This is a genomic window from Ruegeria haliotis, from assembly GCF_013377785.1.
Classification (GTDB): Bacteria; Pseudomonadota; Alphaproteobacteria; order Rhodobacterales; family Rhodobacteraceae; genus Ruegeria; species Ruegeria haliotis.
In genome coordinates, this window is record NZ_JABXWT010000014.1 from 61,982 (window position 1) to 81,548 (window position 19,567).

A 19,567-nucleotide genomic window follows, 5' to 3' on the forward strand; every position below is an offset into this window, starting at 1 on the left:
AAATGGCCTAATCATTGACGGAACTCCGATGCTTGGGTGCCCAATAGGAAGCGCGCGGGGTCGCGCTCGATCTTGTCTACAAGACGATCCAGGCTGATGACCAGTCGCTGGGATTCTTCGACAAACCGAACGAATTGTGGCAGGCCTACACGCAGGAAGTCCGACACTTGCCGACGGTTACTTTGGACGATGCCATCAATCGTTCCCAGCAACTCGGATGCAGAGTTTGAGGCACTGAGGACATCATCAGAAATTTTATCGATTTTCTCGGTGATGTTTGAAACCGTGGTGGTGACCTGGTTCGCCGCTTTGCGAATATCTTCCGCAACTGGTGCCACATCTTCTTTCATCACCCGATTGGCCGATTTAAAGGCAGTTTCAGCCGAAGTCAGCGCGCCTTTTGCTGTATCCATAGCTGATGTGATCGAGCCCAGCGTGGTGTTCGCATTCAACACCGTCTCAGTCACGACACCCAATGTCACGCTACCTTCATCCGACAGCCGGGTCAGGCGTTCCGCCAGTTGCGAGCCACGCTCGATGAAGGGTTTCAGGTCCTCTTTGATCACTGTGTTCGCGGTGGCCAGCGTCTCTTTGGCCCCGTCCAGCGTCACCTTGGCAGAATCCGACGCAGTCTTGATGCTTTTAAGTGTTTCGGTGCCAGTGGTCAGCGTGGTTTCGGCTTTTTCGATCAACGGGTCCAATCGTTTGGTGAAGGCGCCGATGTCTTTAGCCGCACCGCCGATATCACTGGACACGGATTCGAAATCCGACATGGTTTTGTCCAACCGCCCGGTAGCAGAAGCCAGGTTTTCCAAGATGTCGGACACAGCCTTGCGGTTTTTTTCATCCACGACCGAATTCAACTCTTTCAATAATGTGATGGCCTCATCCAGCACCTTGGGCGCGCCTTCGAACAGAGATTGGATCGCACTGCGTTTGCTTTTGATTACGCTATCTTGAGGCAACCGCTCGGCGGACGCTGATCCACCGGTCAGTTCGACATATCCGACGCCGGTGACACCAAGAGATTGCAATTGTGCGACCGTTTCAGCGGTAACAGGGATATCGGCATCCACTTCGATCCGAACCCGCACCTTCGAGGGGTTTTTGTCATCCAGATTCAGCGAAATCACTTGTCCTACGGGCAGGCCATTGTAGCTGACCCCACCCGCCGCAGACAGGCCCGAGACGTTATCGAACAGCACGTCGTAATAGGCATATTGGCGGCTCACTTCGAATTTGGCGAGCCACAGGAAAAAGCCGAACGCGCCCAGAAGACCCGCAAGGGTGAACGCGCCGATCAGGATATAATTCGCTCGGGTTTCCATTGCCTCTACCTGTCCTGTCCCTTCTGTTGCGCCGCGCGGGCGCGGGGACCTGTGAAGTATTCCTTGACCCAAGGATGATCGACCTTGGTCATGTCTTCAATCGGACCTTCAACCAGCACGCGTTTTTCTGCAAGCACTGCAACACGGTCACAGATGGCATAAAGGCTGTCCAGATCATGGGTTACCATGAACACTGTCAGGCCAAGCGCCTGCTGTAGCTCTCCGATCAACTCATCATAGGCGGCGGCCCCGATCGGATCCAAACCTGCGGTGGGTTCGTCCAGAAACACAATCTCGGGGTCCAGCGAGAGGGCCCGCGCCAAAGCGGCGCGTTTGCGCATGCCGCCCGACAATTCAGACGGGAACTTTCCACAGCTCAGTTGCGGCAAACCCACCAGGCTGATCTTGAGCGCCCCAAGCGCCTCCATCAATTTTTCGCTAATTCCTGTGTGCTCGCGCAGCGGGGCCATCACGTTTTGCAGCACGGTCAGCGAGGAAAACAATGCCCCGTCCTGAAAAGCCACACCCCAATGTCGTTCAATCCTGCGCCGGTCTTCCTCAGGGCCGTTCAGGACATCAACGCCCAAAACCTCGATGCTGCCGGCGGCGGGTGTGTTCAGGCCAACAATCGTGCGCAGCAGAACTGATTTGCCGGTGCCTGATCCGCCAACGATGCCCAAAACTTCGCCACGCCAGACGTCGAGATCCAGATCATCATGCACTACCTGTTGGCCGAACTGGTTTCTAAGGCCGCGCACGCGGATCACAGCCTCGCGTTGCGCGTCAGCCTGTGCCATTTGCTGCTGAACAGTGCCATCCATGTCACACACCGATCTGAGAGAAGAAGATCGAAAACAGCGCGTCGATGGCAATCACCATGAAGATGGATTGCACGACTGATGCGGTGGTTCTTTGTCCAACACTTTGCGCCGAACCTTTGACCTGCATGGCCTGCCAACAGGCGACCACGCCGATGACCAGGGCGAAAAACGGTGCCTTGATCAGGCCAACGGCCAATTGCCAGACATCGGTGTTTTCCTTCAGGCGCGTGATGAACATGCCGGGGCTGACGCCAAGGTCTATCCAGCTCATCAAGGCGCCGCCGAACAGACCTGCCATGTCGGCGACAAAACCCAAAATAGGAAGCATGATCAGCAGGGCCAGTACACGTGGGATGACCAACACCTCGATGGGGTCCAGACCCAGTGTACGCATTGCGTCGATTTCTTCCTGAACTTTCATCGACCCGATGGATGCGGTGAAGGCCGACCCCGACCGACCCGCAACAATGATGGCTGTCAGTAGAATTCCCAATTCGCGTAGGACTGAGATCGAGATCAGCTCGACCACAAAAATCTCGGCTCCGAACTGTTTCAGCTGGGTGGCACCTTGAAAAGCCAGAACAACACCGATCAGAAAGCCCATAAGGGCGACAATGGGCAGGGCTTTGAAACCAGTCTCTTCCATATGTGTGACCAAGGCCGCGCGGCGCAGCCGCCAGGGCATGGCAAATGTGCGGACAAGCCGATGCAATGTGAGGCCCAGAAACCCAAGGATCGACAGCGTGTCTTGCCACGCCCCGAATGTACCCCGGCCCACGTGTTCGACCCAATCCACAAAACTGCGCGGCTTGGCAAGCTGACCAGGATCATCGGGAATGTTGTGCGACACGGTATCAATCAGTGCCGCGTGCGCGGGCAAGACGCCCTCAAACTGCAGTTTCGCGCCGTCGGACGTGAAACGCCGCGCCAGATCTGCGACCAGCCAGGCGCCGCCGGTATCCAGCGCTTCGACGCCGGATAGGTCCATTGTCACGTCGCCCCCAGCAGGTTGAATCGCGGCAAAGTCGTGTTCCACGGCTTCCAGTGAATGCGTCAGCATTTCACCAGCAATCCGCACATGGGTGCAGTTGGTATTATGCTCTGATGTTATCGTTGGCCGCGTCATGACGATATGTGAAGTGAAATGACCAAGGGCTGCAACGGTTTATGTCGCTTGGTTCGGATTTGACTGCTCAGGATGGCGCAGTTGCGACACCCGGTGACATATCCGCCAGACCTTTTCCCGAAGGATAGACGGTCAAAGGACTTGTTTCACTCGGTGGTGATGTTATCCTTAAGGATGTAATTGTGTTTTTGTTATTTGGTTGTGTTCCATGTCTGATCATCACTCCAATGTTGATGTCGAAATCGGGTCCGAGCGTGGGTTTGGATTTGTCTTTACCGCGGTTTTTCTAATCATCGCTCTGTGGCCGCTTTGGGGCGGGGGGACGGTGCGTTGGATTCCATTGGCTATCGCTGCAACCATTTTGGCGCTCAGCCTTTTAGCCCCGCAAACGCTGACCACACCCAATCGACTGTGGTTCAAGTTTGGTATGTTGCTGGGTGCAGTTGTTGCGCCGATCGTAATGTTCCTGGTGTTCATCACGACATTTGTACCGTTCGGCGTAGTGGCGCGCCTGTTTGGCAAAGATCTTTTGTCTGAGAAATTAGACAGTTCGGCAAAAAGCTACTGGATCGATCGCAAAGATCAGCCTGGCAGCATGAAACAACAGTTTTAAGGAAGGGAGTACCAGGCGTGACATTTGTTTCCGAGCTCTGGTCATTTATGAGGGTTAGAAAGAAGTTTTGGCTGCTGCCCATCCTGATTGTGTTGGGTATTTTCGGCGGCCTGATCGTGCTTAGCCAAGGTTCGGCGATTGCACCGTTCGTCTATACGCTGTTCTGATCCATGACGTATATTCTAGGCATTTCCGCGCTGTATCATGACAGCGCAGCGGCATTGCTGCGCGACGGCAAGATTGTTGCCGCCGCGCAGGAAGAACGTTTTACCCGTCGCAAACACGACCCGGGATTTCCTGAAGAGGCCATCGCTTACGTTCTGGCCGAATCAGGGATCAGCCTCTCGGACGTGGACAATGTTGTTTTTTATGACAAACCGTTTCTCAAGTTCGAACGGCTCATCGAAACCTACATCGCGGTCGCTCCGCGCGGTTTCAATTCGTTCCGTATGGCGATGCCGGTTTGGCTGCGCGAAAAGCTGTTTCTCAAGGATCTGTTGAACAAGCAGCTGCGCAAGATCGACCCGGAGTTTACGGTCGATAAGATTCTGTTTTCTGAACACCACGTCAGCCACGCGGCCAGTGCGTTTTATCCATCACCCTTCGAAGAAGCGATTGTTCTGACAGTAGACGGTGTGGGCGAATGGGCCACAACGACGGTTGGTATAGGTCGCGGCAATGATCTGACCATAGTGAAGGAGCTGCACTTCCCCCACTCTCTGGGGCTGCTTTATTCAGCTTTCACCTATTATACCGGGTTCAAGGTCAATTCTGGCGAGTACAAGGTCATGGGCCTCGCGCCCTATGGTGTGTCGCAATACAAGGACCTGATCCTTGAGCATCTGGTTGATCTGAAAGAGGACGGATCGTTCCGTCTGAACCAGAAGTATTTCAACTACACGGCTGGTCTGACGATGACCAACAAGGCGCTGGAGGATTTGTTTGGTCATCCCGTGCGCAAACCGGAAACGGATCAGCTGACGCAATTCCACATGGACATCGCGGCCTCGGTTCAAGCCGTGACCGAGGAAATCATGTTGCGCATCACCCGTGATTTGGCGCGTGAACATGGTATTCGAAACCTGTGCATGGCAGGCGGCGTGGCACTGAATTGTGTCGCCAATGGTAAAATCCTGCGCGATGGTGCGTTTGACAATCTATGGGTACAGCCCGCGGCTGGCGATGCCGGGGGGGCCTTGGGTGCCGCTTATGCCGCTTGGCATCAAGAGATGAAGCAGCCACGTGAAGTTCCTTCGGGCGATCAAATGCAAGGGTCCTACCTTGGGCCGCATTTCGAAGATGACGAAATCGCGCGTGAATTGTCCGAAGTAGGGGCGAAATTCACGACCTATGAAAACGGCGAGATGGTCGATCAGACCGCGCAGGCGCTGGCCGATGGCAAAGCCGTTGGGTGGTTTCAGGGGCGTATGGAGTTCGGGCCGCGTGCCCTGGGCGCGCGTTCGATCCTGGGCGATCCGCGGTCGGAGTCGATGCAGAAAACGCTCAACCTCAAGGTCAAATACCGCGAGAGTTTTAGACCTTTCGCGCCTTCCGTATTGCGCGAAGACGTATCCGAGTGGTTCGAGTTGGACGGTGACAGCCCCTATATGCTGATCGTCGCCGACGTTCAGGATCGTATCCGGCGTCAAATGACAGACGATGAAAACGCTTTGTTTGGCATCGAAAAGCTGAACGTAAAGCGGTCCGATATCCCGGCCGTCACGCATGTGGACTATTCCGCGCGTATCCAGACAGTGCATGAAGAGACGAACCCGGCCTATCACGCTCTGATCTCCAAGTTCAAAGAATTGACGGGCTGTTCGCTGGTGGTGAACACCTCGTTCAACGTGCGTGGAGAACCGATCGTGTGTACGCCTACGGACGCGTTTCGTTGTTTCATGGGCACGGATATCGAGGTGCTGTCCATCGGCAATTGCCTGTTGCGCAAGGACGATCAGGACCCGGCGCTACGGGAGAATTACGAGACTAAATACGAGCTGGATTAACCAGTTGCATGGGCGTTTGAACCACGACACATTCCGCATCTGAACAACGGGTGCAGAATCGGGGATCGTGGCATGCGTCAGGCTGGAAACGTCTTATTCATCATCATCGATCAGCTGCGGGCGGATTGCCTGTCCGGCGCATTGGCGTCGCATGTGGATTTGCCGAACCTGCGCGCCTTCATGGGCGAGGCAGTGACATTCACGCGGCACTTTTCGGTCACCAATCCTTGTGGACCGTCGCGCGCCTCGCTGCTGACTGGTCAATACGCCATGAACCACCGGTCGGTGCGCAACGGCACACCGCTGCGCCACGACACACCCAACCTCGCGACCGAAATGCGTAAGGCCGGATATCTGCCCAAGCTGTTCGGCTACACAGATACCTCCGCCGATCCTCGGGTGCATGATCCCAATGACCCCATGCTCAAGTCGTATGAGCAGGTGATGGATGGTTTCCTGGAAGTCGTGGAAATGCGCGCGGATGTATCCCATCCTTGGCAGTCGTATTTGATGAAGAAAGGCTATGCTTTTGATCGCTATTGGGACGTTTACAAGCCGGTTTCCCCGAACGGCGGCACGCCGAAGCTGAACGACCCCGCATTGTACAAAGCCGAAGACAGCGACACCGCTTTCTTAACGGATGCGTTTCTTGATGGCATTGCGCCGCTTCGTGGTCAGAACTGGTTTGCACATCTGACGTATATCCGCCCACACCCGCCATTGGTTGCGCCTGCGCCGTTTAACGACATGTATGACCCGGCTGGCATTCCTCTGCCCGCGCGAATGGATACGGTCGAAACTGAACGGGCACAGCATCCGTTCTTTGGCCCAAAACTCAATGCAAATGCGGCTCGCGATTTTGTTCATGGATTTGATGATCTCGAGCCTACGGACGAGGATATCCGAACCCTGCGCGCCATCTATCTGGGGTTGGCGACAGAGGTTGATCATCACATCGGGCGTGTCGTTCAATACCTCAAGGATAGCGGGCAACACGACGACACGCTCGTGGTGATCTCCGCCGATCATGGCGAAATGCTTGGGGATCGGCATAGCTGGGGTAAAATGACAGTCTATGACGCGGCTTACCATACGCCGCTGATGATCCGTATGCCTGACAATCAGGCACAGGCCGGGACGTCTGTTACGGTTCCGACCGAGGCCGTGGATATCACGCCAACCATCCTTGATTGGGTCGGTCAATCGGTCCCAAATGCGATGGACGGTCGGTCCTTGCTGCCCCTGTTGCAGGGCAATGTGCCCGAAGACTGGCGCAGCTATTCCTTTAGCGAACTGGATTTTTCCGAACCCGAAAAGCCTACCGTTTGGCAACAACAGCTGGGCACCAGCAACAGCGACTCGTGTCTTGGCATCTTGCGAGATGAACAGTTTACACTGGTTGAATTTGCGGCTGACCTGCCGCCGATCCTGTTTGATCATCATGGCAAGGGCGAGTTCGAGAACGTTGCGTGCAAACCCGAGTTTGCAGCAGACCTCGCGCGACTTGGCCGTCAGATGCTGCGGCACCGGATGCGTAACATGGATCATACGCTGTCGTTGCACACGATCACGGCGGCAGGTGCAAAGTCGCGCCCAAGGTACTAACAGATTGTTTGGTTACGTCTTGTAGCTGGAAAAATCCTAGACAAATTCATATCTTACGATATCGTCATCTTCAAAATACTTTGTTTTGATTGAACTTCGCCGGGCGGCAGTGTCGGTATGGTGGGCTGATTTTTATTCATATGGTTTGTCGACGCTGAATGTCCGCGGCTTCTGGGATCTTGGGTGTTCCTGACACATTGTCAGGATGACCCGACGCATGGGAGGTAGACGATGGTCGAATGGTTTGTGAATGTGTTGCGAACCTATCCTGAATTGGCGGTATTTCTTTCGATAGGTATCGGATTTCTGATCGGGCCCTGGAAATTCATGGGCTTCAGTCTGGGGACTGTTACCGGGACGTTACTTGCTGCTGTGGTGATCGGTCAGGTTCACATCGACATTGATTCCGCCGTCAAATCGACATTCTTCATCATGTTCATCTTCGCTGTCGGTTACGGCGTCGGACCACAGTTCATTCGGGGCCTGAAGGCTGATGGCGCCCGCGAGGTGCTTTTTGCGCTCAGCGTTTTGGCGCTTTGCCTGATTGTACCGCTTATTGCTGCCAAAATCGCCGGGTTGGAACTGGGCTATGCCGCAGGTCTGTACGCTGGATCGCAGACAATTTCTGCGGCGATCGGGGTGGCGACTGATCAGATCAACCATTTGGGGCTTTCGACCGAACAGGTACAAACATATGCCAACCAGATTCCCATCGCATATGCGGTAACCTATATTTACGGGACCATTGGATCCGCCATCATTCTGGCCAAGATCGGACCTCGACTGATTGGCGTTGATTTGGTCGCGGCATGCAAGGAATACGAGGCCAAGCTGGGCGGCGGCGCGGCGACTGAAACCGGTGAAGGCATAGTGTCGGCTTATCGGGCCATCGAAGCCCGGGCTTTTGATATCCCCGAAGGAAGTGATCTGTTGGGCCAACCGGTTAAGAATCTGCTTCCCGGCGTTCGCATTTATGCGGAACGGATCAAACGCGGCGACCAGATTATCGAAGTTGATGACAACACGATGTTGCAGGCGGGTGATATCGTAATGTTCTCGGGTCGGCGTGCGGATTTGGTGGGTCTGCTTGAGAACAGCTTGAAGGAATCTGATGCACCCGAACTGCTTAGCATTCCATCGGAGAAACTGGATGTTCTGATCACGAATAAGGAAGTCCATGGAAAGACTCTGGAACAACTGGGCAGGTTGTCCATTTCACGTGGTGTTTATGTTTCGAAACTGATGCGGAACATGATTGAACTACCATTGCTGCCCGGAACCATCGTGCATCGCGGCGATATATTGACGGTGCTTGGCAGCAAGCGCCATGTTGAGGCTGCGATTGCCGAGATAGGGTACGCAGACCGCCCGGTGGACACCACCGATCTGGCGTTTGTTGGTTGGGGCATATTCCTCGGAGGATTGATCGGCACGTTGGCGGTCATGATGGGTGGATTTCCGATCAGCCTGTCGACAACTGGTGGCGCGCTGTTGGCTGGGTTGTTGCTGGGTTGGTTGCGCACTGTGCACCCCACGTTTGGTCGCATTCCCGGCCCATCGCTCTGGTTGATGAACACGCTGGGACTGAACGTTTTCATTGCAGTGATTGGTATAACGGCAGGTCCCGGGTTTATCGCGGGCTTGCAACAGGCAGGTATTGCCCTGTTGCTATGGGGTATTGTGGCCACGTCCTTGCCGATGATCTTTTCAGTTTATGTCGGCCACTACGTTTTCAAGTTTCACCCCGCCATCCTGTTCGGCGCCTGTGCGGGCGCTCGGACCACGACGGCCGCCCTGGGGATGATCCAAGAGGCCGCCCAAAGCCGCATCCCAGCATTGGGGTATGGCATGCCCTATGCCATCGGCAACACATTGTTGACCATCTTTGGTATGGTCGTCGTTTTGATCCTCAGCTGATTTGGAAAGGTTTGATTCATGGACCGCCTGAAACTGCACGATTACGAAGCGCTCAGCCCTTTTCAAATCAAGGACGAGCTCATCAAATTGGCCTCGGACGAGGCGCGCAAATCCAACAGTGCGTTTTTGAATGCCGGACGCGGTAACCCCAACTGGGTCGCTGTTCGACCCAGAGAGGCGTTTTTTGCCTTGGGGCAGTTCGCAGTCGTCGAGTCCAGGCGAGTTATGAACCATCCCGCCGGTCTGGGCGGGATGCCGGCGATGAAAGGTTGCTATGACCGCCTGCTAAGCTGGGCCGAAACCAATGCAGACATGCCGGGCGTGAACACCCTGCTGGAGGTCGTCAAACATGCCATTTTCGCCTTCGATTTTGATGCCGACGAATTTGTGCACGAGCTGACAGATTCCATAATTGGCGACAATTACCCCGTGCCGGATCGTATTCTGAAACACAACGCTGTCATCGCGCATGAATACCTCATGTGGGCCATGTGTTCAGGCCACCGGCCGGACGCCCAATTTGACCTGTTTGCTGTCGAAGGTGGCACTGCCGCGATGTGCTATATCTTCAAGACGCTCAAGGCGAACCGGGTGCTGAATCCCGGCGATACAATCGCGCTGTGTACCCCGATCTTCACCCCCTATCTGGAGATGCCAGAGCTTGAGGATTACAGCTTGGAATCCGTCCATGTCGAAACGGATGAAAAAGACGGATTCCAGCTAACTGATGCGGCAGTGGAAAAGCTAAAGGACCCCAAGGTCAAGGCGTTCTTTCTGGTCAATCCCGGCAACCCATCCTCGGTCGCACTGAACACGGCGTCGTTGCAGAAACTGGCAGATTTGGTCGATAATCACCGACCCGATCTGATTGTTCTGACCGATGACGTCTACGGTACGTTTGTGCATGATTTCACGTCCGTAATGGGGCAGCTGCCGCGCAACACGATTGGGGTTTATTCCTACTCGAAGTACTTCGGGTGCACCGGATGGCGACTCGGTGTGATCGCGGTGGCGAAGGACAATATCTTTGACATCAAATTGGCGGATCATCCAGAAGACATCAAACAGGCACTGGACAAACGTTATGGAACGCTCAGCCTGACACCGCGGGACATCCGATTTATCGACCGTCTGGTCGCAGACAGCCGGGACGTTGCGCTGAACCACACCGCCGGGCTTTCCCTGCCTCAGCAAGTGATGATGACCCTATTTTCATTGGTTGAATTGGTAGACACCAAAAAGGATTACCAAACCGCATGTATGGAGCTGGTTCATCGCCGTTTCCAAATGCTGACCGAGGCGATGGGAATCGATGTGAAAGCGGGCGAAAACTATGATGCCTATTACGGGATCATTGATTTTGAATACTGGTTGCGCAAATACGTGGGCGAGGATGTCGTCGCGTGGATCAAGCAGAACGTCCATCCACTGGATATCGCGTTCAAACTGGCTGAGGATTACGGCATTGTCCTACTGAACGGCAGCGGGTTTGATGCGCCGGGCTGGTCGGCGCGGGTGTCCTTTGCCAACCTTCCAGACGAGGCTTATGCGCAGATTGGCCGCGCCGTGCGTTCTGTTGCGCGGGGCTATGTCGAGGCTTATCGCGCGGCGAACAACCAACCTATGCACGGATAGTTTTAGCGTGCGGTCGTGTCAGCCGCATACTGCGCTCTATCTGATTTTGTGGGTGCAATCCCCTCTACACCTGCAGCACATCTGATGTTACGCATGTGCCGCGGGGAGGATGAATTTGGAAATCACCGAACAGCGCATCAAGGCGATGACAACCGCCGGTCTGAATCTGATCGGTCAGGCCCTTTCCATTTATGACAGTAAGTTGCGGTTGGTGCTCAGCAATCGACGCTTCCAAGAGATGTTTGATCTGCCGGATGATCTGGTACGGCCCGGGGCCTTGTTTCGCGATACCATCAATTTTCTTGCCAGCCGTGGTGAGTATGGCGAGGAAGAAGGTATCGAAGACATCGTGGCTCTGCGTGTCGATCAGGCCCTTGCGTTCGAACCTCATTATATGGAACGCGTTCGACCCAATGGGCAAGTGGTGTCCATCGAAGGTGCGCCGCTGCCTCAAGGTGGTTGGGTTGCAGTCTATACCGATATAACGGGAACCAAACGCGCCGAAAATCTGCTGCGCGCGCGGTCCGAAGAATTATCGGGGCAACTGCTGAGCCACGCCGAGGAATTGTCTGCCACCAACCGAAAGCTGGCGGCGACCATAACCGCTCTGGAAGAGGCAAAGCGGGAACTCACCGAGATCGAAGCGCGCACGCGCATGACGACCGAGATGATGCCCGCCCATATCGCGCATCTTGATGGTAACGGGCTGTATGATTACTCGAACCGGCGCCTCAGTTCCGTTATGCCGGGGCGCCCGTCCGAGATTCTGGGTCTCCATATTTCCCAAGCATTGGGAGCAGCCGCCTTTCGCCGAGTCGAATCTTTTTTGCAAAAGGCATATGACGGCGAAACTTCGGTCTTTGAGTTTACAGAGGATCACGATTCCCGCCGAATTCGGGCTTCGTTCACCCCGGATGGGACAGGGGGCGTATACGTAATGTCTGTGGACATTACCGAAGAGACCCAGGCCCGAGTCGCGCTGCAGCAAACCCGCCGCCGTGAGATGGCCGCGCAAATGACCAGCGGATTGGCGCATGACTTTTCCAACCTGTTGACCATCATTTTGGGCATGCAGGCCAGACTGGACAAAATGGGTATCCCAGACGACGCCCGTGAGCTTGTGACGGCCACCCGGCAAACGGCGCGAAGGGGAGGGCAATTGCTGAACCGGATTGCGGATATGACCGGCAACCGGACGCCTCAGCCGCAGGCAACTGATATGCGTGGTCTTTTAGAGGATCTGCGGGTTCTGGCCTCACCCTCACTGCCGCGCGGGATGGGGCTGTCTGTGATCAATACACTGCCGGACCAAGCGCTGATGCTGGATCCCGGAATGGTACAGGATGCTCTGTTGAACCTCGTGTTGAATGCGCGTGATGCCTGTGGCAGCACCGGTCAGATCACCATCAGCGCCCATGCTATTGGGGCAATTTGGGTTGAGATCACCGTATCCGACACAGGTCCCGGCTTTTCCTCTGATGCGTTGGAGAAGGCATTGAATCCGTTTTTTACCACCAAAGGCAGCGAAGGCTCCGGCCTGGGTCTGCCAATGGTGTATGACACGGTCAAGCTGGCCGGTGGTGATCTTAATTTGCGCAACACTCCGTCTGGCGCTTCCGTTGTGCTGCGCCTGCCTTATCGCCCTGCGGCCCCGGTTCAGGACGGGCTGGTGCTATTGGTCGAGGACAATAATGATCTGCGCGGTCAGTTCCGCGACATGTTGGTGGATTTGGGCTTTTCGGTGATCGAGGCGACCTCGGTGGATGAGGCGCAGGCCCTGATCGCGGATATCGCGGATATTGCCCTGGTTCTGTCCGATATCCGATTGGAAGGGTCAGAGACTGGCCTTGATCTGCTGACACAACTGAGAAACGGACCGCCGTGTATTCTGATGACCTCCCTACCATATTCTGATCCGTTGCATCGACAGGCGCTTGCTATGGCCCCAGTGTTGCGCAAACCGTTTACGCGGGCCCAATTGTCCGCGCTGATCCGAACCGAGGCGACCTCATGACCCAACCGCTGGTGACCATTCTTGATGATGAGCCCGATGTCCGTCGCATCCTGACCGAGGCGTTGGAGGATGCCGGTTTCCGAACACAGAGCTTTTCTCGTGCACGGGAGTTTGAGGCCGCGCTGAATCGCGTGACGCCTGATGTTTGCCTTGTTGACCTGTCGTTGCCGGATACGGACGGGCTGGCGCTGGTTCATCGGTTGGCACTGGAACAGGGTGCGGCGGTGATCATTATTTCAGGGCGCGCGCAGGTTCAGGATCGCGTGACGGGTCTGGAGCTTGGGGCAGATGATTACATTACCAAACCCTTTGACCCGGCTGAAGTCGTTGCGCGCATACGCGCCAGGTTGCGATCCCCTCGTGGACAGACCGCACATTCGGATGTTGCTGAATTCAACGACTGGATTGCGCATTTTGACCGGTACGTTCTAGAGGATGGCACCGGTACAGAAACTCCGTTCAGCCATGCTGAAGGAGAAGTTTTGCGTCTGTTTCTGGAAAGCCCAAAACGGTTGATCAGTCGCGCCCAGATGCAGGAATCGCTAGGTGGTGCGGCAGGAGACAGTTTTGACCGGGCAATGGATGTCCGAATCTCGCGGCTTCGGACCAAGCTTGGCGAAGATCCGAAGAATCCGCGCTTGATCAAGACAATCTATGGTGCCGGCTACATTTTTGTGGGAGATGTGGAATGGCGATGAAGAAGCCACTAGGTTTGGTGGTACAGCCTTCCCATTCATGGAAAACTCCGCTCAGATTGATATGCCATGGCAATGATCAAGGGCTGATGTCTCAGCCGTTTACTAACGTATGGTCATATTGAGCGCAGAATTGCGCGAATTGATTGTGCTACGTGCTTTTGCTACTCGCGCAGCGCTTGATCTTTGATCTTCACGACGGGTTGAACCAAGTAGTCCAATACTGACTTGCGACCGGACAGAATATCCACTTCGGCGATCATGCCTGGAATGATTTCAACAGCAATTCCTTTGCCGTCCAGCATCGTGTTGGTCGTGCGGATTTCAACCACAAAAACCTCTTCGTCATTACGCTCGGACCGGGTGATGGTGTCTGCGCCAATTCGAATGATCTCACCGTCCAACCCCCCGTACCGCGCAAAATCATAGGCCGTTATCTTTACCTTTACCGGCTGACCCGCCCGCAAGAAGGCGATATCCTCAGGGCGCACATAGGCTTCGACCAGTAGCGTGTCGTCCAGAGGCACGATTTCGATCAGGTCCTCTCCGCTACGCGCAAGGCCACCTATTGTTGTCCCGTGTATTCGATTGACGATCCCCCGAACCGGGGATCGAACCTGCGCGCGCGAAGCCCGGTCGCGTAAAGCGGGAAGGACAGGTTGCAATGCCGCGAGTTCTGCCGTTGCCAATGCCAAATCCGTCAGCGCAGCACTGCGGAATCGGATGCGCGTGGCAAGAATACGATCGTCTATCTCGCCCAGACCAGTTTTCAGCCTGTTGGTCACAGCCTCAGCCCTGACTTTGCGACCCTTCCATTCCGCTTCGCTACGGCGTAATGCCAACAAAGTCGTTGCCGGTTCCATCTGCCGCTCGACCAGCGGGGCCATAATTGCGCGCTCCTCAGCCAATACGATGAGCGTTTCGTCCGCGGTCACACGATCCACCAGGCCTTCTTCATACTCACGATGCCGCTGTTGCCTTTGGCGCTCTAGGATGGCAATTTCAGCGCGCAACTCCGCCTGTCGCCCTTGGTACAGTGCGGTTTCAGAACGCACGACATCCGGTGCACCCTTGATCAGCTGTGCGTCAAATTTCAGATCGGTTTCATCAATTTCTGCCTGTAAACGCTGCGCCCGCGCCATAAGGCCAAAAGCGCGCTGTTGTTCCTGGCTTAGCTGACTGTCGATCTGTGTTGTATCCAGTTCCATCAGCAATGCGCCTTTGGCTACCACCTGACCTTCGCGAACATGCAAAGATTGCAGCACACCCGGTTCAGTCGCCTCGATCAGCTGTACATCTCCAGATGGCACGATCCGCCCATCCACGCGCGTTACATCGTCCAGCTCTGTTACATAGGCCCATAATCCGGCTGCCAACAGACAAGACAGGATCACCAGCAGCAGGAGCGAGCCGCGCAAAGGTGAACGTCCGTGCATTTCACGCGCCAGAGCGGCCAGATCAGGATGCTGCGACATTTAGGTGCCTTCCCGTACGGCGTGTGTGTTGTGTCAGTAGGCTTTTGGGACCATCCGCACCGATCTTACCGCCTTCGATGACAATTACGCGGTCGACGAGGTTCAGTAAGCTTGTCCTATGTGTGACAATCACCATGGTTGTGTCTTGGGTGGCTTGTTTGAGACGTTGGATGACCTGTGCCTCGGTCTTGACATCCATTGCGCTGGTTGGCTCATCAAGCAGCAGAACCGGAGGTCGCCCGATCAGCGCGCGCGCCAAGGCGATAGCTTGCTTTTGTCCACCCGAAAGTCCCTCTCCGCGCTCAGCAATTCTCAGGTCATAACCACAGGGGTTGTTCGCCACAAAATTTTCCACTCCCGCTACACGGCCAGCTTCGATCAGATCTTCGTCACGCGGACGTATCGCGCCGCTGGCAATGTTTTCCCGTACCGAACCGGAAAATAGCCAGACATCCTGCAACACCGATCCGATGTTGCGGCGCAGGTCGCCCGGGTCAATCTGGCGAATATCCAAACCATCCAGTAATACGGATCCGACGCGCGGCGTGTATAGCCCCAGTAGAAGCCGTGCAATTGTACTTTTCCCAGAGCCGATTTGACCTAGAATTGCTACCTTTTCACCGGGGTTTATTGTGAATGACACTCCGTTCAGCGTGTCTTCGCTCTGATCCGGGTAGGAAAAATGAACATTGCTAAAGGAAATCCGCCCGTTGAAGCCAGAACGATTGATCCAGTTGCGCCCGGCGGGCCGTTCGCTTTCGGCTTGCATCAACGTGTTGAGGTTTCGATACGCACTGCGCGCCTGATTGACCCGGGTGAGGGTCTGAGCCAATTGGCCAAGCGGTGCCAGCGCACGGCCGGTCAGCATGACAGATGCAACAAGCGCACCCATGCTCGCCTGACCTTCTGTGACCAAAAATACACCATAGAAAACGATCAGAACCTGAGCCGCCTGTTGCGTGAACCCGGTTAGATTAAGAGCAAATTGTGTGACTGCCCGACTGCGCGCGCTATGCGCGGATTGCTGCTCGATGGCCTTTTCCCATCTGGTGCGCATTTGCCGTCCGGCGGCCGTAGTTTTGATGGTCTCGAGACCAGAGACAGCCTCGATAAGAACCGATTGCTTGGATTGGCCATCGGCAAGGCTTTTGTCCGCCATGCGTGACAGGATTGGTTGCACGGCCAGACCGGCCAGCAAAACAATCGGAACGGCCAGAGCGGGAATCAGAGCCAATGGCCCTCCGACCAGGTAAATTACAAAAATGAACAAACCGATGAATGGCAGATCAACCACGGCTACCAGAGTCGCCGACGTAAAAAATTCTCGCAACGTTTCAAACTCGCGAACGGTACTGGTCATTGCACCGGTGGATCCAGTGCGTGACTTCATCTGAATGTTGAGCAACTGGTCAAATACACGACGCCCCATGAACATATCCGCCCTTTGTCCTGCCCGGTCGATGAACCCAGCCCTCAACAGTTTAAGAACAAAGTCGAACACCAACGCCAGGCACACTCCTGCCGTCAAGGCAATCAGAGATTCCGTCGCCTCGTTCGGCAGGACGCGGTCATAAACAACCATGATGAAAACAGATGTAGACAGGCCCAGCAGATTGGCCAGCGCCGCCGCCAAGGCGACCTGCATGTAAGACCATCTGTTGGCTGAAAGGGCTGACCAGAACCAATGACTTGTTTGAGACACATCTCCTGTGGATATGTCATCGTTGTGATTACGGCGAAGTAAAATGGCATAGCCGGTATAAGTTAGTTTCAACTTGTCTTCGGGAATTTCGCCAATTCCTTCACCGAGCTCCGGATCAAAGATCAACAAAGTGCCGTTGGGTGTTCGTCCGTGGTAGACAACAGCTCGGTTTCCGCCCAACAGCAGAATTGCCGGGGCCAAGCCGTCGTCAAAGGCGGCCAGATGCCGTTTGCCGTAACCGGCCTGCAATCCTGTCCGGTGTGCCACATCGATGATATCACGTACGGTCAGGTCGTCGTTTGAACCGGATTGCGCGGCATGCAACGAGGCAAGCGTTAGCGGTTGCTCAAGCGTGGCAGCCACATTCAAAAGACAGGCCTCAAATGCGGTCAAACAAGATATTTCAGGAACAGCATTTGGTTTCGTCATTACAGTCCACCCCAGGAGTTCAGCGAAATCCCAAGCAGGTCGAGAATATCTCCCGTCAAGCTGAGAGCTGCATAATTTGTCAGGAAAGAGCTTTGTTCCGCCAGGATAAACCGCTCCTGCGCATTCACATAGTCGCGCTGTGCATCCAGAATTTCAATTAAACTACGGCGCCCGATTGTGAATTGCGCGCGGGCTGCTGTGACGCTGTCCGCGTTGGCCTGCGACGCAACTCTGGCGGCGCGAAGTCGCTCAGCACCTGCTTTTTGATCCGATCGAATGAACTCTAGTTCGCGACGGATCTCGCGGATCAGGGACTCGCGTGCGAATTCTGCTTCCTTGACTTGTGCTTCGGCAGCGGCGATTGCGGCACGGCGTTGGCCGGTGCTGTCCAACTCGTAGTTAAAGGAAAGATCCACTCCGAAATTGGCGTCGCTGCTGTCGTCCTGATTGGCGAAAGCGGCGACGCGTACATCCGGCTGGCGGCGTGCCTGTGTGGCGACCCACTCAGCCTTGGCCGCCATCAAACTGGCGTTGGCGCGTCGAATCTGGGGGCTGTCCATTACGATTTGAGTGTCACTGCGCGTCAGATCTGGGGCTGGCACAGGTGCCGGTAATACACCGGGCGCAGTTCCGAACACTTCGCGAAACCGGGCCTCGGCGCGGTCGACTCGGGCCTTGGCATCGGCGAACCGGGTGCGGGCGTCAGCCATGCGAGACCTGGCCGTCAAGACGTCCGCGTTTGATCCGGCACCACTTGCCGCGCGATCAGAGATCTGGCGTACCAATGCTTCATGTACAGCGACATTCTGGGCGGTTATGTCCAGAATTTTACGACGATCCAAAACAAAGACATAGGTTTCTACAGCCGCAAGCGCAGTTGCGGCGGCCGTCTGCAATTGATTGCCGCGGCTTTCCAATAGGCGTGCCCGAGCAGCTGCCAGATCGCCCGAGGCCGCTCCGCCATCGTACACCAGCTGCGACACGCGTAGATAGGGCGATACATCTGCGATATCCGACTCGATACGCTCAGATCGCGCGTTTATGCCCAGTGAGACTTGTGGCAAAAATGCGCCTTTGGCCGCGTCCTTATTGGCGTTGGCGATCTCCATTCTGGTGTCGCTTTGTACGAGGTTTGGACTGGTTTCCACGGCTGAGCGCACCCTTTTTCCAAACTCGCTTCGGGTAAGGTTTGCTGAGGGTCGCGTTGCGCCCGCACCTGTCGTACTGGCAGAAAACGATGCCTCAACCGCCGACAGATCCGGCGGCGTTGCGCAAGCGGAAATCTGAACCGTCATGAGCAAAACGGCCAGCCGCTGAAGAACGTGTTCAAACATCGGCATGGAATCTCTCCGGTTCGTGGAATGCGAACATCTCTTCGGTTTGCTGTGCGGATGCCATTGCATCCAGGAAACCGGAAACATCCGAAAGTTCGCCACTTTTGGGATGCGGGCTATGCTGCCTTGCCTGTTGTTGAGCTCGCATCAGCCAGGCCGTGTGAGAGAGAGAAACCTGATGCGCATGTATCAAACGCAGGGCTTCGCTGTTTGTCAGAACCGCCTTCTGGGCTTGTGGTAGGTCCCGGAGCGCCCTCGAATTGATACCCAGCAGTCCGGGCGGATATTCCATCCCCAGGTGTCGGGTCAGGGGGGTAAACAATTTCATCCCATCTATGATGCGACACAGTTCGAACGTTTCGTCAGCAGCCACTGTACGGGCCTGAAAGAAAGCTAGAATCTTTTGCAATTCAGGTGTCAGTTCGCCTGTTGGATCAAAAAAGGCCTCGTCGGTTGGATCGTCTGTCAAAAGGCCAAGGGTTTCATCAACCAACAATTGGAGCTGGGTTTTGGGTTCGTTTTCGCACGCCTTGACCCGACTGACGTGAAACGGGGGGCAGCGCAGGGCGGATGGTACATAGGGTGCCAGCCATGCCCCGTCGCCCGAAACAAAAGGTGTTGAAGATTCCGGGATCAAAGACAGTATGGCCACAGGTTCGTGCCCCTCTGCTACGGACCTGAATGCGATCGGCAATGCAGCCGCTATCTGAAGTATTTCCGTCTCTACCACTGGGCAATCGGTGACGTTTCGCGCGAACTCATACGAAGTAAAACGTCGCCAAAACCGATGCCCGTGCCTTGGATAGCTGATTGGAGTTAAGCCATTCTGCGCCATAACTGCCTCATAAGATTTGCGTGACCCTTTGT

General features: G+C 55.3%; 15 protein-coding genes. 8 read left to right on the forward strand and 7 right to left on the reverse strand.

The window, feature by feature from the left end; genetic code table 11:
- Nucleotides 1-11: 11 nt before the first annotated feature.
- From HW561_RS18335 to HW561_RS18345, 3 genes are read right to left on the reverse strand one after another with little or no spacing between them, the layout of a single operon-like run.
- Nucleotides 12-1,328: an MlaD family protein gene (locus tag HW561_RS18335; RefSeq protein ID WP_176866824.1), complete on the reverse strand. Its 1,317-nt coding sequence runs from the start codon at nucleotides 1,326-1,328 to the stop codon at nucleotides 12-14.
- Between the two features lie 5 nt (nucleotides 1,329-1,333).
- Nucleotides 1,334-2,149 carry an ABC transporter ATP-binding protein gene (locus tag HW561_RS18340; protein ID WP_176866825.1) on the reverse strand — a complete coding sequence of 272 codons (816 nt, stop codon included), beginning with the start codon at nucleotides 2,147-2,149 and terminating at the stop codon, nucleotides 1,334-1,336.
- A 1-nt stretch (nucleotide 2,150) separates the two neighbouring features.
- Nucleotides 2,151-3,275 carry an ABC transporter permease gene (locus HW561_RS18345; protein WP_176866826.1) on the reverse strand — a complete coding sequence of 375 codons (1,125 nt, stop codon included), beginning with the start codon at nucleotides 3,273-3,275 and terminating at the stop codon, nucleotides 2,151-2,153.
- A 208-nt stretch (nucleotides 3,276-3,483) separates the two neighbouring features.
- Here HW561_RS18345 and HW561_RS18350 point away from each other — a divergent pair, with 208 nt between their 5' ends.
- The 8 genes from HW561_RS18350 to HW561_RS18385 all read left to right on the forward strand — a co-directional run bounded on the left by HW561_RS18350 (nucleotide 3,484) and on the right by HW561_RS18385 (nucleotide 13,763).
- On the forward strand, nucleotides 3,484-3,888 hold the full coding sequence (locus tag HW561_RS18350; protein WP_176866827.1) for an SxtJ family membrane protein: 405 nt from the start codon (nucleotides 3,484-3,486) through the stop codon (nucleotides 3,886-3,888).
- 17 nt (nucleotides 3,889-3,905) lie between these two features.
- Complete coding sequence (locus HW561_RS24145) at nucleotides 3,906-4,055, forward strand: DUF5989 family protein (protein WP_176866828.1); 150 nt, start codon at nucleotides 3,906-3,908, stop codon at nucleotides 4,053-4,055.
- 3 nt (nucleotides 4,056-4,058) lie between these two features.
- Nucleotides 4,059-5,894 carry a carbamoyltransferase family protein gene (locus HW561_RS18360; RefSeq protein WP_176866829.1) on the forward strand — a complete coding sequence of 612 codons (1,836 nt, stop codon included), beginning with the start codon at nucleotides 4,059-4,061 and terminating at the stop codon, nucleotides 5,892-5,894.
- Between the two features lie 72 nt (nucleotides 5,895-5,966).
- Nucleotides 5,967-7,499 (forward strand): sulfatase-like hydrolase/transferase, encoded by a 1,533-nt coding sequence (locus tag HW561_RS18365; protein WP_176866830.1) that lies wholly within the window; start codon nucleotides 5,967-5,969, stop codon nucleotides 7,497-7,499.
- 231 nt (nucleotides 7,500-7,730) lie between these two features.
- On the forward strand, nucleotides 7,731-9,416 hold the full coding sequence (aspT, locus tag HW561_RS18370; protein WP_176866831.1) for an aspartate-alanine antiporter: 1,686 nt from the start codon (nucleotides 7,731-7,733) through the stop codon (nucleotides 9,414-9,416).
- An 18-nt stretch (nucleotides 9,417-9,434) separates the two neighbouring features.
- Entirely contained in the window at nucleotides 9,435-11,051 is a 1,617-nt protein-coding gene (locus HW561_RS18375) for a bifunctional aspartate transaminase/aspartate 4-decarboxylase (protein WP_176866832.1), read from the forward strand.
- Between the two features lie 109 nt (nucleotides 11,052-11,160).
- On the forward strand, nucleotides 11,161-13,065 hold the full coding sequence (locus HW561_RS18380) for a PAS-domain containing protein (protein WP_176866833.1): 1,905 nt from the start codon (nucleotides 11,161-11,163) through the stop codon (nucleotides 13,063-13,065).
- Nucleotides 13,062-13,763, forward strand: a complete 702-nt coding sequence (locus HW561_RS18385; protein ID WP_176866834.1) for a response regulator transcription factor — start codon at nucleotides 13,062-13,064, stop codon at nucleotides 13,761-13,763. Before HW561_RS18380 ends, HW561_RS18385 begins: the two co-directional genes overlap by 4 nt.
- A gap of 161 nt (nucleotides 13,764-13,924) precedes the next feature.
- Here the strand turns inward: HW561_RS18385 and HW561_RS18390 are convergent, their stop codons facing one another.
- Genes HW561_RS18390 through HW561_RS18405 form a run of 4 tightly spaced genes read right to left on the reverse strand, consistent with a single transcriptional unit; the run spans nucleotide 13,925 to nucleotide 19,535 of the window.
- A complete protein-coding gene (locus tag HW561_RS18390) occupies nucleotides 13,925-15,235 on the reverse strand; it encodes an HlyD family type I secretion periplasmic adaptor subunit (RefSeq protein WP_176866835.1) in 1,311 nt (436 codons plus the stop codon).
- Entirely contained in the window at nucleotides 15,219-17,366 is a 2,148-nt protein-coding gene (locus tag HW561_RS18395; protein ID WP_176866836.1) for a type I secretion system permease/ATPase, read from the reverse strand. The genes HW561_RS18390 and HW561_RS18395 overlap by 17 nt, the downstream gene beginning before the upstream one ends.
- Nucleotides 17,366-18,706 carry a TolC family protein gene (locus HW561_RS18400; RefSeq protein ID WP_176866837.1) on the reverse strand — a complete coding sequence of 447 codons (1,341 nt, stop codon included), beginning with the start codon at nucleotides 18,704-18,706 and terminating at the stop codon, nucleotides 17,366-17,368. Before HW561_RS18400 ends, HW561_RS18395 begins: the two co-directional genes overlap by 1 nt.
- Entirely contained in the window at nucleotides 18,693-19,535 is an 843-nt protein-coding gene (locus HW561_RS18405; protein ID WP_176866838.1) for a SapC family protein, read from the reverse strand. Before HW561_RS18405 ends, HW561_RS18400 begins: the two co-directional genes overlap by 14 nt.
- Between the last annotated feature and the right edge of the window lie 32 nt (nucleotides 19,536-19,567).

Coding starts and splice junctions, on each gene's coding strand:
- HW561_RS18335 (WP_176866824.1), bottom strand. CDS start 1,328: ATGGAAACCCGAGCGAATTATATCCTGATCGGCGCGTTCACCCTTGCG.
- HW561_RS18340 (WP_176866825.1), bottom strand. CDS start 2,149: ATGGATGGCACTGTTCAGCAGCAAATGGCACAGGCTGACGCGCAACGC.
- HW561_RS18345 (WP_176866826.1), bottom strand. CDS start 3,275: ATGACGCGGCCAACGATAACATCAGAGCATAATACCAACTGCACCCAT.
- HW561_RS18350 (WP_176866827.1), top strand. CDS start 3,484: ATGTCTGATCATCACTCCAATGTTGATGTCGAAATCGGGTCCGAGCGT.
- HW561_RS18360 (WP_176866829.1), top strand. CDS start 4,059: ATGACGTATATTCTAGGCATTTCCGCGCTGTATCATGACAGCGCAGCG.
- HW561_RS18365 (WP_176866830.1), top strand. CDS start 5,967: ATGCGTCAGGCTGGAAACGTCTTATTCATCATCATCGATCAGCTGCGG.
- aspT (WP_176866831.1), top strand. CDS start 7,731: ATGGTCGAATGGTTTGTGAATGTGTTGCGAACCTATCCTGAATTGGCG.
- HW561_RS18375 (WP_176866832.1), top strand. CDS start 9,435: ATGGACCGCCTGAAACTGCACGATTACGAAGCGCTCAGCCCTTTTCAA.
- HW561_RS18380 (WP_176866833.1), top strand. CDS start 11,161: ATGAATTTGGAAATCACCGAACAGCGCATCAAGGCGATGACAACCGCC.
- HW561_RS18385 (WP_176866834.1), top strand. CDS start 13,062: ATGACCCAACCGCTGGTGACCATTCTTGATGATGAGCCCGATGTCCGT.
- HW561_RS18390 (WP_176866835.1), bottom strand. CDS start 15,235: ATGTCGCAGCATCCTGATCTGGCCGCTCTGGCGCGTGAAATGCACGGA.
- HW561_RS18395 (WP_176866836.1), bottom strand. CDS start 17,366: ATGACGAAACCAAATGCTGTTCCTGAAATATCTTGTTTGACCGCATTT.
- HW561_RS18400 (WP_176866837.1), bottom strand. CDS start 18,706: ATGCCGATGTTTGAACACGTTCTTCAGCGGCTGGCCGTTTTGCTCATG.
- HW561_RS18405 (WP_176866838.1), bottom strand. CDS start 19,535: ATGGCGCAGAATGGCTTAACTCCAATCAGCTATCCAAGGCACGGGCAT.